This is a genomic window from Marilutibacter chinensis (assembly GCF_021725675.1).
GTDB lineage: Bacteria > Pseudomonadota > Gammaproteobacteria > Xanthomonadales > Xanthomonadaceae > Marilutibacter > Marilutibacter chinensis.
In genome coordinates, this window is record NZ_JAKJPO010000007.1 from 38,456 (window position 1) to 53,487 (window position 15,032).

The 15,032-nt window shown below is 65.5% G+C and carries 10 protein-coding genes and 1 pseudogene; 2 read left to right on the forward strand and 9 right to left on the reverse strand.

The window, feature by feature from the left end; genetic code table 11:
* Positions 1-131: 131 nt before the first annotated feature.
* Both L3V18_RS11410 and L3V18_RS11415 read right to left on the reverse strand, forming a co-directional pair.
* A complete protein-coding gene (locus tag L3V18_RS11410; protein ID WP_237054965.1) occupies positions 132-1,394 on the reverse strand; it encodes a DUF819 family protein in 1,263 nt (420 codons plus the stop codon).
* Positions 1,395-1,460: 66 nt separating this feature from the next.
* Entirely contained in the window at positions 1,461-3,530 is a 2,070-nt protein-coding gene (locus tag L3V18_RS11415) for a S9 family peptidase (protein ID WP_237054967.1), read from the reverse strand.
* Between the two features lie 177 nt (positions 3,531-3,707).
* On the opposite strand from L3V18_RS11415, the gene L3V18_RS11420 reads away from it, so the two are divergent.
* Entirely contained in the window at positions 3,708-5,435 is a 1,728-nt protein-coding gene (locus L3V18_RS11420) for a peptide MFS transporter (protein WP_237054968.1), read from the forward strand.
* An 85-nt stretch (positions 5,436-5,520) separates the two neighbouring features.
* On the opposite strand, the gene L3V18_RS11425 is transcribed toward L3V18_RS11420, so the two are convergent.
* From L3V18_RS11425 to otsB, 7 genes and pseudogenes are all read right to left on the reverse strand, one after another.
* Positions 5,521-7,515 (reverse strand): alpha/beta hydrolase family protein, encoded by a 1,995-nt coding sequence (locus L3V18_RS11425; protein WP_237055307.1) that lies wholly within the window; start codon positions 7,513-7,515, stop codon positions 5,521-5,523.
* 232 nt (positions 7,516-7,747) lie between these two features.
* Positions 7,748-8,647, reverse strand: coding sequence for a dTDP-4-dehydrorhamnose reductase (gene rfbD, locus L3V18_RS11430; RefSeq protein ID WP_237054970.1), 900 nt, complete (start codon positions 8,645-8,647; stop codon positions 7,748-7,750).
* Positions 8,644-9,201 (reverse strand): dTDP-4-dehydrorhamnose 3,5-epimerase, encoded by a 558-nt coding sequence (gene rfbC, locus L3V18_RS11435; protein WP_237054972.1) that lies wholly within the window; start codon positions 9,199-9,201, stop codon positions 8,644-8,646. The genes rfbD and rfbC overlap by 4 nt, the downstream gene beginning before the upstream one ends.
* A complete protein-coding gene (gene rfbA, locus L3V18_RS11440) occupies positions 9,198-10,082 on the reverse strand; it encodes a glucose-1-phosphate thymidylyltransferase RfbA (protein WP_237054974.1) in 885 nt (294 codons plus the stop codon). The genes rfbC and rfbA overlap by 4 nt, the downstream gene beginning before the upstream one ends.
* Positions 10,083-10,092: 10 nt before the next feature.
* Positions 10,093-11,145: a dTDP-glucose 4,6-dehydratase gene (gene rfbB / locus L3V18_RS11445; RefSeq protein WP_237054976.1), complete on the reverse strand. Its 1,053-nt coding sequence runs from the start codon at positions 11,143-11,145 to the stop codon at positions 10,093-10,095.
* 529 nt (positions 11,146-11,674) lie between these two features.
* Positions 11,675-13,039: pseudogene (otsA, locus tag L3V18_RS11450) on the reverse strand (alpha,alpha-trehalose-phosphate synthase (UDP-forming)); the annotation flags it as partial.
* Positions 13,040-13,244: 205 nt separating this feature from the next.
* Complete coding sequence (gene otsB / locus L3V18_RS11455; RefSeq protein WP_237054978.1) at positions 13,245-14,168, reverse strand: trehalose-phosphatase; 924 nt, start codon at positions 14,166-14,168, stop codon at positions 13,245-13,247.
* A 244-nt stretch (positions 14,169-14,412) separates the two neighbouring features.
* On the opposite strand from otsB, the gene L3V18_RS11460 reads away from it, so the two are divergent.
* The gene (locus L3V18_RS11460) at positions 14,413-14,955 is read left to right on the forward strand and encodes a COG4315 family predicted lipoprotein (protein WP_237054980.1); all 543 of its coding nucleotides are present in this window, start codon (positions 14,413-14,415) and stop codon (positions 14,953-14,955) included.
* Positions 14,956-15,032 lie beyond the last annotated feature (77 nt).

A 15,032-nucleotide genomic window follows, 5' to 3' on the forward strand; every position in this document is an offset into this window, starting at 1 on the left:
GGGCGGATTGGAAGCCGAAAACGCTCCCGAAACGGGCATTGCGACTAAAGTTGCACCGGCCCGGCCGCGTCTTTTGCACTGCAGCACGCGACGCCCGGATCAGGTCCGGACGCCGGTGCCGCGCCGCGGCCTCAGCCCGCGACGATCCTTAGCATCAGCCCGGTCAGGTAGGCGCAGTAGGTGCCAAGCGCATAGCCCAGCACCGCCAGCAGCACGCCGACCGGTGCCAGCGCCGGGTGGAACGCGCTGGCCACCACCGGTGCCGAGGCCGCGCCGCCGATGTTGGCCTGCGAGCCGACCGCCATGAAAAACAGCGGCGCCCGGATCAACTTGGCGACGACCAACAGCAGGCCGGCATGCACGCTGATCCAGATCAGCCCGAGCGCGAACAGCCCGGGCTTGTCGAGCAGCGCGCCAATGTCCATGTGCATGCCGATCGTCGCGACCAGCACGTACAGCATCGCCGAGCCGACCTTGGACGCACCGGCGCCTTCCAGCGTACGCACACGGGTGAAGCTCAGCACCAGACCGATCGTGGTCGCGAACACCACCATCCAGAAGAAGCCCGAGGTCAGGCTGTAATCTTCCAGATTCCACGCCTCGGGCAGGCTGCCGACCCAGACGACCATCGGCTCCGCGAGCAGATGCGACAGGCCGGTGGCGCCCAGACCGACAGCCAGGATCATCATCAGGTCAGCGAGCGTCGGGATCCGCGAATGCTCGGCCTGGTAGGCCTCGATCCGCCGTTTCATGTCCTCGATCGCCGAGGTGTCGGCACCGGTCCAGCGGTCGAACACCTCCGAGCGCGCGGCCAGGAACAGCAGCACCGCCATCCACACGTTGGCGACCAGCACGTCGACCGCGATGAACTGGCCGAACAGATTGCTGTCGACCTCGAACACCTCCTTCATCGCCGCCTGGTTGGCGCCGCCGCCGATCCAGCTGCCCGCGACCGTGGTCATCCCGCGCCAGGTTTCGCCGGCAACCGTCTCCGGATGGAACACTCCCATCACGCCGAACGCGACCACCGCGCCGAGCATCACTCCGGCGGTACCGGTCAGGAACATGATCACCGCCTTGGGCCCCAGCCGCAGGATCGCACCCAGATCGATCGCGACGCAAAGCAGCACCAGGGCGCTGGGCAGCAGATAGTCGCGCGCCATCGGGTACAGCCCGGAGGCATTGCCGTCGATCAGGCCAACGGTGTTGTAGATCGCCGGGATCAGATAGCACAGCAGCAAGGCCGGCACGTAGGTGTAGAACTTCTTCCAGAAGCCGTCGGGCCGCGACGAGGTCCAGAAGATGGCGCCAAGCGTGACGGCCAGCAGGCCCATCACGACGGCGTCGTTGGTGATCAGCGCGTTGCTGGTGGAAGGATCGACGACTGCGGCCATGGGAACTCCGGTGCTGCGGGCGGTACGGACCGCCCCGCGGGGACGCGGGGCGGTTGCGGACGGAACTTACTGACCGATGTGCTGCTTCAGCCAGTCGTTGACCGTGTCGTGCCACTGCACGCTGTTCTGCGGCTTGAGCACCCAGTGGTTCTCGTCGGGGAAGTACAGGAACTTCGATTCGATGCCCTGCCGCTGCAGCGCCGTGAACGCAGCGAGACCCTGCTCGACCGGAATGCGGAAGTCGAGCTGCCCGTGGATCACCAGCATCGGTACGCGCCAGTCCTTGACGTGGTTGACCGGATTGAACTCCTCGTAGCCGGCCGGGTTGTCGTACGGAGTGCCGCCGTTCTCCCACTCGGTGAACCAGAGCTCCTCGGTGGCATAGCCCATCATCCGCTGATCGAACACGCCATCGTGATTGACCAGGCACTTCCACGGCTCATTCCAGTTGCCGGCGATCCAGTTGATCATGTAGCCACCATAGCTTGCGCCCAGCGCGCAGGCCCGGTCGCCATCGACGAAGGCGTACTTCTGCTGCGCCGCGGCCCAGCCCTTCTGCAGATCCTCGAGCGGGCGATCGCCCCAATGGCCGCTGATCGAGTCGGTGAACGCCTGGCCGTAGCCGGTGGAGCCGTGGAAGTCGATCATCACCACCGCGTACCCCTGGCCGGCGTAGGTCTGCGGGTTCCAACGGTAGCTCCAGCCATTGCCGAAGCTGCCCTGCGGGCCGCCGTGGATGATGAAGGCGACCGGATAGGTCTGCCCCTCGCTGTAGTTCCACGGCTTGACGACGTAGCCGTGGACGGTCTCGTCGTTCCAGCCCTTGAAGCTGAACTGCTCGAAATCGCCGAACTTCACTTCCGGCAGCATCTCGCCGGCGCCCGGAGTAATCGCGCGCAAGGACGCCGCGTCGGTGCCGGTGGTGAAGATCACGTTGCCGGTCTTCAGGCCGTTGCGGGCGAAGGCCAGGGTCGGCCCGGCCAGTTGCACCGACGATACGCTGCCGTCGCCGACCAGCTTGCGCGGTTCGCCGCTGGCGATGTCGACCGCATACAGCGGATGCTCGCCGAGTTCCTGTACCGCGGTGTAGAGCGTCGAGCCGTCGTCCGACAGGGTGATGCCGCCGGCGGAGCGGTCCCAGTCCGGCGCGATCTCGCGCACGGCGCCGGTGGACATGTCCATCGCCATCAGGCCAAAGCGGTCGGCCTCGAAGCCCGGCCGCTTCATCGCCTGGTAGTACAGCGTCGCGCCGTCGGAGCTGAAGGTCGCCCCGGTGTCCCAGGCCTTGTTCGCCGCGGTCAGGTTCTTCGCCCGGCCGCTGCCGTCGGCATTGACCTGATAAAGATCGAAATTGGTCGACCAGGGCTCCTCGCGATTGGCCAGGCGCGCGCTCAGCACCAGCGAATTTCCATCCGGGGCCCAGGTGTACTCGCCGCTGTCGCCGAACGGCTTCGATGGCACGTCGCCGATCACGTCCGCGCCGACCAGGGTCGCCGTCGTCGTTGGCGCGGCGCCCAGCGTCGCCACGAACACGCGGTTCAGGCGGCCGTCGTTCCACGCGTCCCAGTGGCGGACGAACATCCGGTCGAACACGATGCCGCTCTGTTTCGATTCCCCCCGCTTGTCCAGACGCGCCTTGTTGCAGGCCAGGTCGCTGCCGCAGTCGGGAAACGCCTCGGCATTGAACGCGACGCGGCGGCCGTCCGGCGAGATCCGGAATCCGCCGACGTCGACCGGGAAATCGGTCAGCTGGCGCGGCGTGCCGCCGGCGGCGTCGATCGCGTACAACTGCGAGCTGCCCGACTTGCCGCTGAGAAAATAGACCGAGCGGCCGTCGGGAGAAAACGCCGGTGAATTGACGTTCCAGCCTTCCGGGGTCAGGCGCCTCGGTGGCGCGGCATCGCGCGCGAACAGGTCCTCGATCCACAGGCCGGTGCTGGCCTTGTTGGCGCCCAGGTCGGCCTCGCGCCTGGCGAACACGATGTGGCGACCGTTGGGCGACAGGGCCGGAGACGAGTAACGGTCCATCGACGCCAGGTCGCGCACGTCGAAACCGCGCTCGGCGGCGACGACGGAGAAACTGACGGGCAGCACGGCCGCGATCAGCAGCGGCAGGACGGCGTGGCGAACGGACATGCGAGGGCTCCGGAAGGGCTAAACGCCCGATGGTAGGGGTCAAGACGCGCGCGGGCAAAGCCCGGTGGTCATCTTCGACTTGCTGCGCCGCACCATTCCCACGGCCCGGCCGGCCGCACGGCCACCGCTATACTCGCCGGATTTCCCGCGCCCTCCGCGCGCAATACGGAGCCTGCCGTGACGTCAAGCGCTGTGACCCGCGTCGATACCGACGAATTCCTCGGCCACCCGAAAGGGCTGTTCGTCTGCTTCTTCACCGAGATGTGGGAGCGCTTTTCCTTCTACGGCATGAAGGCGCTGCTGCTGTTGTACATCCTCAAGTACCACCTGTTCGGCGACGACGCCGGCTATGACCTGCTCGGCGCGTATGGCGGCCTGGTGTACGCGGTACCGGTGATCGGCGGTCTGCTGGCCGACCGCTATCTGGGCATGCGCAAGGCGGTGCTGCTCGGCGGCGTGCTGCTGGTGCTCGGGCACATCGGCATGGCGTTCGAGGGCGAACAGGCGCGGATCGTGGCCGGAGAGGTCGTCCGCGACGAGGGTGCGCTGCAGGTGTTCTATCTGTCGCTGGCGCTGATCATCATGGGCGTGGGCTTCCTGAAGCCGAACATCTCGACCATCGTCGGCCGCCTGTATCCGGAGAACGATCCGCGCCGCGACTCGGGCTTCACGCTCTTCTACGCCGGCATCAATGTCGGCGCGCTGTTCGCGTCGCTGATCTGCGCCTTCCTCGGCGAGACCTACGGCTGGAGCTACGGGTTCGGCGCCGCAGGCATCGGCATGCTGGCCGGGCTGGTGATGTTCGTCTGGGGCCAGAAGTACCTGCACGGGCATGCCGAGCCGAACGACCCGGCCAGGCTCGCCGAGCGCATCGGCCCGCTGTCGCGCGAATGGTGGATCTACCTGGGCAGCCTCGGCGGCGTGGCGGTGGTCTGGCAGCTGATCCAGCGGACCTGGACCGTACATGGGGCGATGCACATCATCGCGGGACTGTTGCTGCTCTGGTTCATCTGGTTCCTGTGGAAACACTGCACGACGGTGCAGCGCCAGCAGATGATCACCCTGGTACTGCTGATCTTCGGCGTACTGATCTTCTTCACCCTGTACGAACAGACCTACGGATCGTGGGTGACCTTCACCGACCGCCTGCTGACCAAGGACATGTTCGGCCTGTCCGACAACGGCTACGTGCCGGCGCTGCCGTGGGCGGTGTACTCGCTGGCGGCCAGCCCACCGCTGATGATCGCCGCACTGACGGCCAGCGACCGCGGCCGCAACGACATCGCCAAGGGTCTGGTGGTGCTGATGGCGATCGGCCTGTTCATCGCGATCGCCCACGACATCGTGCTGGTCAGGCAGACCGCCGGCTCGCTGACCTTCCTCGGCGCGTTCTTCATCGTGGTGCTGGCGCCGATCTTCTCGTGGCTGTGGCCGTGGCTGGACCGGCGCGGGCTCAATCCCAGCAAGCCGGCCAAGATGGGCATCGGCCTGATGTTCGCCGGCCTGGCCTTCGTGCCGATGCTGCTGGCCGCAGGCGAGGCCGGCGCCAGTGGCGCGATGGCCAGCGTATGGTGGCTGGTGCTTGCCTATTTCGTGCTGGAGCTCGGCGAGATGTGCCTGTCGCCGATCGGCCTGTCGGCGGTGACCCAGTTGTCGGTCGCGCGCGTGGTCGGGTTGATGATGGGCGCATTCTGGCTCGCGACCGCGTACTCCGAGGTCCTGGCCGCGCAGTTCGGCAAGCTCGCCTCGCTGGAAATGGCGGAAGGCGCCACGATAAACATGGCCGAGGCCGCCGGCCGGTATGGCGAGCTGTTCTGGCTGATGGTCTGGATCGGCATCGGCTCAGGCATCGTGTTCCTCGTGCTGACGCCGTTGGCGAAGCGCTGGATGCACGGGGTCAAGTAACTCCATCCGGAACTACCCGTACCGGAACGACAACGGCGCCCTCGGGCGCCGTTGTCGTTTCCACCGTTCGCGACAACCCGCGCGGTCACTTGCCGGTATCGGCCGCGCTCCCGGTCGAAACCGTCGCCACCTCGCCGCCAAGGTGCCTGGAGAGGAAGGCGAGCAGGCGGGTGTAGTAGTCCCGGTTGTTCTCTTCCTTGTAGAAGCCGTGTCCCTCTTCACGGTAGTAGTGCGCTTCGACCGGGACACCCGTTCCCTTGAGGGCCTTTTCCATCATCCGGGTATGCTCTATCGGAGCACGATCATCCTCACCACCCGCAGCCAGGAACACCGGCACCTTTATACGGTCGGCCATGCGGTTCGGAGAGACCGCGCCAAGCGATTCCCGGGCGCCGATCCACTCGTTGAGGTATGTCTCCCCAGAGCCGCGCCGCTGGACGTCGCCATGGGTGTGCATCGTTGGCAGATCGTAGACACCGACGACACCGGCCGCGCACTTGTACAGGCCGGGCTCCTTGGCCACGCCCATCAACGAAGCATAGGCACCATAGCTGCCGCCCAAGATGCAGATGCGGCGCGGATCGGCATGCCCCTGCTGGATGGCCCAGCGGGTCGCGTCAGTGACGTCGTCCTGCATCGTCCCGCCCCACTGTCGCGCACCGATGTCCTCGAACTTGTTGCCGTAGCCGCCCGATCCGCGGAAGTTGATCTGCAACACCGCGTAGCCGGCCTCGGCCAGCATCTGCGCGTCGCGATCGAAGCCCCAGACGTCGCGGATGCCGAACGGGCCCCCATGGGGCATCACGATCATCGGAAGCGCCGTCCCGTTGGATCCCTTCGGCGTCGTGAGGTAGCCGTGGATCTTCAATCCATCCCGCGAGTCGAAGCTGATCGGCTGCATCTCCGCCATCTGCTCCGGATCGATCCACTGGCGTCGGGTCAGCACATGGTCTGCCTTCTTGGCGACGGTATCGAAAAGAAAGTAGTCGCCCGGGCTGCGGTCACTCCACACCTGGACCAGGGCCAGGCGGCCGTCCGTGGTCTGCGAGGTAATCCAGACCGCCTGTCCGGCGAACGCTGCTTCCAAGCTCCTGTAGAGCCGCGCTTCGGTGGAAGCGTCATCGAAGAACTCGGTCCTGGGCCGGCCGTCCATGAACATCACGCCGATCGGCTCGAGCGAATTGTTGCGATAGATCATCCGGTACGGATCGACCTCGTCGTCCTTCACCAGCGCACGGGAGGTGCGGGACTCGACGTCGAAGGCGACGATCTCGTCCGGCCCGTTCGCGCGCTCGGCACGGAAATAGGCGGTACCGTTGTCATGCGAGAACCCGATCGGCCATTCGAACAGATCGGTCGTCCCCTCATCGCGGAGAAGCTCCCATTCACCGCCCTCCGAGGCGCGGTAATACAGCTTCCTCACATTGTCCACGCCCGAACCGTAGGCGAAGCGCACGATACCGTCGTTGTCGGTAACGAAATCGGCGTTACGCACCGGCGCACGAGCCAGCTGCGTCCGCCTGCCGGTACGGACGTCCAGCCTGTCCGCCTGCGTATAGGGATCGGCGGTGAACGGCGAGACCGACACGATCACGTACTTGTCGTCCTCGGGCAGGTCGTCGACCAGGAATGCCGCCACCCGCTCGACCTTCTTCGGCTGGATGCGCGTCTGCAGACCCGCGCCTTGTACCGACTGGCCCACCAGGATATCGGCGCCACTGCCATCGGCGTTGATCGCATACAGGTTGCCGTCCAGCTGCGGCGCGGCGAGCATGCCGAACTTCTGCGCCGTGCTGATCACCACGCGCTCCGGGCTCACCCACCAGAAACCGTTGACGTGCTTGTTCCGCTCCAAGGTGAAATTGCCGGTCACCTCACCGGTTTCCCGATTCAGGATCACCAGCGAAGTCCGATCTTCCTGCAGCACGGTTGCAGCGTAGTAGTCGCCGTTCGGCGATATCTTGATGTCCGAGAAGCTGTCGCGCTTGATGTAGTTGTCGACGTTGACGGCCCGCGCGTCGGGCACGCCCGAAACCGCCGCGGCCATGCCGATCGCGGTGGCGAGAATGATCTTCTTCATCAAAGACTCCATGGTTTCCGCGGCCGACACAGTCCCCCTGCCCCAGCCATCCTGTTGATCCTGTCGTGTCGGCCGGGAATCCGGCCCGAGTGCCGCTCCTGGCATTCGTTGCCATATATACCGCAAACGCCACTTTCCGTGGTTCCCAATCCCCGGCAGCCGGTAACGCACCGTGCATTGTCGGAGGCAAGCCCCGGTACCCGGTGCCACGGCTCGACAGGCGGCGGCTGGCTCAGTCGGAACCGTCTTCCGAGAGGGTCCGTGCCAGCGCGTCTTCCCAGCGCGGAAGATCGACGCCGTAGCGGTCGACCAGGTGCCGGGTATCCAGCACCGAGTAAGCAGGCCGACGGGCGGGAGTCGGATACTCGGCAGTGGCGATCGGGGTGACACGCGGCGCCTGCGCCATGCGGCCGGTCGCGACGCCCAGGCGCATGATCTCGCTGGCAAATGCATGCCAGCTGCACTCACCGGCGCTGGTCAGATGCAGTATCCCGGACGTCCCGATGCCCCGGAGGAGGATTTCCGCGGTCGCATCGGCGATCAGCCAGGCCGGTGTCGGGCTGCCCACCTGGTCGGAGACCACGCGCAGCTCGTCGCGCTCGGCCCCCAGACGCAGCATCGTGCGCAGGAAGTTGTGCCCGTGCAGCGCATAGACCCACGCGGTACGCAGGATCAGGTAACCAGCGCCGCTTCCACGGATCGCCTGCTCGCCGGCCAGCTTGCTTTCGCCATAGACGCCCAGCGGCGACGTCGGATCGTCCTCGCGATACGGACGCTTACCCTGTCCGTCGAACACATAGTCGGTCGAATAATGCAGCAGCGGGATGCCTGCCTCGGCACAGCTCGACGCCAGCACTGCCGGCGCCTCCGCATTGATCCGGAACGCGAGTTCGCGCTCACCCTCGGCCCTGTCGACCGCCGTGTACGCGGTCGCGTTGACCACCGCATCGGGGCGAACGCGCTGGACAAGAGCGGGGATCGCCTCCAGGTCGGACAGGTCGAGCGGCTCCGCCGGCTTTCCGTCCCCCAGCCGGCCGTCGCGGGTGGTGACGACGACATCCCCCAACGGCGCCAGGCTGCGCCGCAGTTCGTGGCCGACCTGGCCGTTGCCTCCGAGCAGCAGCAGCTTCATGGGACGAACAGCGGCAGGCGGTCTTCGGGTACGTCCTTCAGGAAGGGGGCTCGCCCGTCCTTCTCCGACAGCAGCGGCGCGCTGACGGGCCAGTCGATCGCCAGATCCGGATCGTCCCAGCGGATGCCCGCGTCGGCATCGCGATCATAGGTCGCGGTGCACAGATAGGTGAACACCGCGCGTTCGCTCAGCGTCACGAAGCCATGGGCGAAACCTTGCGGAATCCAGAAGTGCCGCTTGTTCTCCGCGCTGAGGTGTACGGCCGCCCAGCGCCCGAAATGCGGAGAGCCACGACGGATGTCGACGGCGACATCCCAGACCTCGCCCTCGATCACCGACACGTACTTGCCTTGCGGACGGGGCCACTGGTAATGCAATCCGCGCAGGACGCCCTTGCTGGACGACGACACATTGCCCTGCACGAACGCAGGCCGCAATCCGTATCCGGCCAGCTTGTCGTGATTGAACGATTCGAAGAAGAAGCCGCGGTCGTCGCCGAAGACCTGAGGCTCGAAAACCAGGCATCCCGGCAGGTCGGTCTCGATCACTCTCATGGCACGACCCCCCGCTTGGCCAGCCCCAGCAGGTACTCGCCATAGCCGTTCTTGGACAGCGGCTGCGCCAGCTCGACCAGCTTCTCGTCGTCGATCCAGCCGTTGTTCCAGGCGATCTCCTCGGGGCAGCAGACCCGCAGGCCCTGCCTGGCCTCGATGGTCTCGATGTAGTTACAGGCCTCCAGCAGCGACTGGTGGGTGCCTGTATCCAGCCAGGCATAGCCACGCCCGAGCTGCTCGAGATGGAGCGATCCCTCTTCGAGGTACCGCTTGTTGAGATCGGTGATCTCCAGTTCGCCGCGCGGCGACGGCTTCAGCTCGGCTGCGATGTCGCTGGCACGCTCGTCGTAGAAGTACAGGCCGGTCACCGCATAATTGGAGCGCGGCTGACGCGGCTTCTCTTCCAGGCTGACGATTCGCCCTTCCTTGTCGAACTCGGCCACGCCGTAACGCTCCGGATCCCGCACCCAGTAGCCGAACACCGTCGCGCCGCGATCGCGCGCATCGGCACGCTTGAGCATCGCGGTAAGACCGGGACCATGGAAGATGTTGTCGCCCAGCACCAGGCAGCAGGGCTGGCCGGCGAGGAACTCGCGTCCGATCAGGAAGGCCTGGGCAAGACCTTCCGGACTGGGCTGAACCGCGTACTCCAGGTTCATGCCCCACTGCGAGCCGTCGCCGAGCAGACTGCGGAACAGCGGCTGCTCATGCGGCGTGTTGATGATCAGCACGTCGCGTATACCCGCCAGCATCAGCACGCTGAGCGGGTAGTAGATCATCGGTTTGTCGTATACCGGCAGCAGCTGCTTGCTGATGCCCTGGGTGATCGGGTACAGGCGGGTACCGGAACCACCGGCGAGGATGATGCCCTTGCGTGCCATGCGTTCCCCCTCAGCCCTGACCGATACGCTCGAGGCGATAGCTGCCGTCGAGCACGCGCTGCACCCAGACCTGGTTGTCCAGATACCAGTCGACGGTCTCGGCGATGCCGCGCTCGAAGGTGTACTTCGGCTCCCAGCCCAGCTCGTTCTTCAACTTGCTGGCGTCGATCGCGTAACGGCGATCGTGGCCGGGACGGTCCGCGACGAAGGCGATCTGGCTCTCGCGCGGCTGGCCGTCCTCGCGCGGACGACGCTCGTCCAGAAGCCGGCAGATGGTCTTCACCACCTCGATGTTCTGTTTCTCGGAATTGCCGCCGACGTTGTAGGTTTCGCCGACACGCCCCCGTTCCAGCACGGTGCGGATGGCGTCGCAGTGGTCGCGCACGAACAGCCAGTCGCGCACCTGCCTGCCATCGCCGTACACGGGCAGCGGCTCGCCGGCCAGTGCCTTTGCGATCACCAGCGGGATCAACTTCTCCGGGAAATGGTATGGCCCGTAGTTGTTCGAGCAGTTGGTGGTGAGCACCGGCAGTCCGTAGGTGTGGTGGAACGCCCGCACCAGATGATCGGACGCGGCCTTCGACGCCGAATACGGCGAATTCGGCGCATACGGCGTGGTTTCGCTGAACCTGCCGGTCTCGCCGAGAGTGCCGTAGACCTCGTCGGTGGACACGTGCAGGAAACGGAACGCATCCCGTGCGGCCGGCTCCAGGGCCTTCCAGTAGTCGCGGGCCTTCTCCAGCAGGCTCAGGGTTCCCACGACGTTGGTCTGCACGAACGCGGCCGGACCGTCGATCGAACGGTCGACGTGGCTCTCGGCAGCGAAATTGATCACCGCATCCGGCCGGTGCTCGGCGAGCAATCGTCCAACGAGGTCGGGATCGCCTATGTCACCCTGGACGAACACATGATTGGGGTCGCTATCCAGCGACGCCAGTGTGTCGAGATTGCCCGCATAGGTCAGCGCATCGAGGTTGACCACCTTGACGCCCTGTGCCACGGCGCCAAGCACGAAATTGCCCCCGATGAACCCGGCTCCGCCGGTCACAAGCCAAGTCGGCATCAATTACTCCAGACTGTCGAATGAACACGCTATCGTTTGGAGGGACCAGCCGCCGCACCCGGAACGCCCGCCAAGCGGATCGAGCCGGCGCCAGCCCATAATGCCAGCATGCCCCTTCAAGCTTCGATAGAAGTTTGAATCAACAGGACTTTCAAAAACGACGCTGACCCGCCGTCCACGGCCCGCGACAATCGCCAACCCGCGGCGGCTCGCCGCCAAGTCTAACGTCTTTCCATCCGAAGACGTCGCCCCGCTCCGTTCTTGCCGAGGCCTCCAGCGCGGTCTGAAGCGGATCAACATGTGCAACAGGCCCCATTTTCACGTCGTCAGCGTGGGTGGCAGCCCGCTTCGGCCATCTACGCGATCGATCCTGGTTCCAGAACGTGGCCGCGGCAGCCCGGCGCGCGCGGTCCGCGGACAGGAGGCCGCATCCGACCCACGCCAAGAAGCTGCGTTCGGTTCATTGAGGCCTGCAGGCAGGCAGGTCCGGTCTCATCGCCGGCAGCTCGATCGGGGGACGTTCCGGCCGCACCGGATGCAGGGAGTCCAGGAAACTGTTGCACCAGTAATGGATGTCGTGACGCCGGATCAGGGCCATCGATGCCTCCCACCGCTCGCGGCGCTCGGGAAGCGGCATGTTCGCCGCCAGCGAGAGCGCATCCGCGACCCCGTCCAGATCGTAGGGGTTCACGAGCATGGCCTCCTGCAACTCCGTGGCGGCCCCCGCAAACAACGACAGGATCAGCACACCCGGGCTGGAGGGATCCTGGGACGCGACGTACTCCTTGGCCACGAGGTTCATTCCGTCCCGCAGCGGGGTGACCACGCCGACCGACGCGAGACGGTAGAACCCCGTCAGGGTCGAATGCGAGAAGCTCCGGTTGACGTAGCGGATCGGCGTCCAGTTGGGTTCCGCATGCAGGCCATTGACGTGCCCTGCGATCTGTTCGAGCTGGCTGCGCAGGAGCTTGTATTCGGGAACCTCTCCCCGGGATACCGGCGCGATCTGGAGAAGCGTCATCCGGCCGGCCTTGTCGGGATAGTGGGCGAGATATCGGGAAAAGCTCTCGAACCGTTCGGGCAGGCCTTTCGAGTAGTCGAGACGATCGACGCCTATCGCCAGTTTCCTGCCCGCCATGCTCGCGCGGAGCGTCCGCACGGCGGACTTGGACACTCCATCGGCGGCCTGCCGCGAGATGCGCTCGGCGTCTATCCCGATCGGGAAAGCCCCCACCTGCACCCGGTGCCCGTTCGGCAGATGGACCGTGGAATCCGTGCATGCCATACCGTCTCCGAGCAGTCGTGTGTAGCTGATGAACCGTTCGACGTCCTGCCGGGTCTGCAATCCGACCAGGTCGTACTCATACAGGGTGCTGAAAAGCGCGGCATGATCCGGCAGCGCGGTGAGTATCTCCGAGGACGGCATGGGAATATGGAGAAAGAACCCGATACGGCATCCGACTCCCTTCTGTCTGAGCAGCGCGGCAAGCGGGATCAGGTGATAGTCATGCACCCATACGATGTCGTCGTCCCTCAGCAGCGGCGCGAGCCGGTCGGCAAGCATCGCATTGACCTTGAAATAGCCCAGGCGCGTTTCCCTTGCATAGTCGGCGAGATCGAGCCTGAAATGCAGAAGCGGCCATAACGTGCGATTGGCAAAGCCGTTGTAATAGGCGACGTAGTCCTGTCGCGAAAGATCGAGCGTGACATAGGTGATTCCTGCATCCGTCTCCTTCCGCAGGTGCCCGCTTTCCTCGCGCACGACCCTGCCGCTCCAGCCGAACCACATCCCGCTCCTGCGCTTCAGTGCCGCCCGCAACCCGGTCGCCAGCCCGCCGGCGTGATTTTCTCCCGGCAGCGCGACCCGGTTCGAGACCACGACCAGACGACTCATGACGCCACGTCCACCGAGCGGAAACCCGGGACCGCCTTCCGGATCGGGCAACCAGGGGAATCCAGCCGTTTACGCCGGTCTCTCCCTGCACTCTCCCTCCGGGAGCTCGCGGACGCTTGGGCGGGACTGATGGAGTTTGGACACTCCAAACCTGTAATCGCACTCCTCCCGGAAAAGGATCCGATCCCTCGGACACCGTAAAAGTTCATTGGATGTTCTCCAGCCATGCACGCACCGTGGCGGGGCTTTCCAGACGATAACGCGCGGAAGTTTCGGTCCTGTCGCCCACGAGCACGCTCACGCCCGACAGGCGATTGACGATCTCGAAGCCATGCTCGTCGGTCACGTCGTCGCCCGCGAACACAGGCATCCTGCCCCGGAACGGGTACGCCTCGAGAAAGGCGGCGATCGCCGTGCCTTTGTCGTCGCCGGCCGGCCGTATTTCCAGAACCTGCTTGCCGTGCTGGATCTCGTAGTCAGGCAGCTTATCCAGCGCACGGCCTGCGATCGACCGCGCCACGTTCTCCGCCTCCGGCGCCACGCGCCAGTGCAATGCCACCGTGGCGCCCTTGTCCTCGATCAGGGCCCCCGGATGGCGAGCCAGCATCGATCGCGCCTCGGCGACGACGTCGCGCAGCATCGGGTTGGCCTCGGGCGCAAGCGTGAGAACCGGCCGGCTTGCCGCTCCGCGGCGCTCCAGCCCATGCAGGCCGGCGGCGGCGAACGTCGCCGGCGCGAATATCCGGTCGATGCTTGCGATGCTGCGACCGCTGACGAGCGCGAGCGCACCCTCCAGCTTCTCCGAAATGGCCTCGAGCAGTTCGATCAGCGGGGCTTCCGCCCGCACGAGAGCGGGATCGTCCCGGATTTCGAGAAGGCAACCGTCGACGTCCAGGAACAACGCAACTTCGCGTGTGAGGAGCGGCGGTGCCTGTAGTTCTGCGGCAGCTCCAGTTCGAACGGCATGCATGGGGTTACGGATCGGTCGCGTCATGACTTCGCCATCGTATGCGTCCCGCCGTTCGCCGCCGATGAAGCTCTGCTCAGATGCCATCCGGTCCGCTGGCATCGCTTGCAGGAAACATTTTCCCTGGAATGAAAAATTTTCGCCTATGGTGAAGCTCTCCATCGGCCGCCCCGTTTCACCTGAATGCGTGCATTGCAGCATCAGGCGACAACGACCGCCGCCGTGGCGACCGCAGGCGCCTCGGCCCAGACCTTCATCGCCATCCGCGGCGCATCTGTGATGCCGAGCCCGTGAGGGTGCTGGATTCACCGCGCCGGATGCACGCCCGTTCTCCGCGCGCCGTCCATTGACCGCGTGGTCACGACCGGAAGCGCACAGTACTGCTGCATCCCAGCCGGAGGGACTCATGAACAACAATCTCCTCCCCGCCGTCGTTCTGTTCGCGCTGCTTTCCGCGTGCAGCGAAGAATCGTCTCCATCCGCTCCATCCCGCGAGACGACGGCTCCGGATGAACCGACATCCGGGCAAGCACCTTCCACCACAGTGGAACAGGTGCCCGACGCGGATCCGCTGCTGATGCGCGGAGGAGGAGACGACGGATTCCTGGTCGATGCCAGCGGCTCGGCGCTGTACTATCTGGAAGGCAACGAGGATGGTCGCTCGTGCGACCTGGCCTGCCAGCAGGTATGGCCGCCGGTGATATCGCGGGTGCCCGAGCCCCAGGTCGCGCTCGACCTGCAGCAGGCCGCAGTCGCCACGCTGCTGACGGAACAGGGCGGATATCACGTCACCTACTACGGCAAGCCCCTGTACCGCTATGCAGGGGATTTCGGAGCCGAAACGATCAGCGGTCATGCCGTCGAGGACGAGTGGGGACACTGGCATTTGATGGGTGCCGATGGCCGGAGCACGTCTCCACCCTCCGACCAGGCCGGTCAGCCCCGATAGATCCGGTTTTACGCGCAGCCGGCGGGTCGACGCGACGAGCGGGCGTCTGGCTCTGCGACCCGCATGGCGTGGCACGC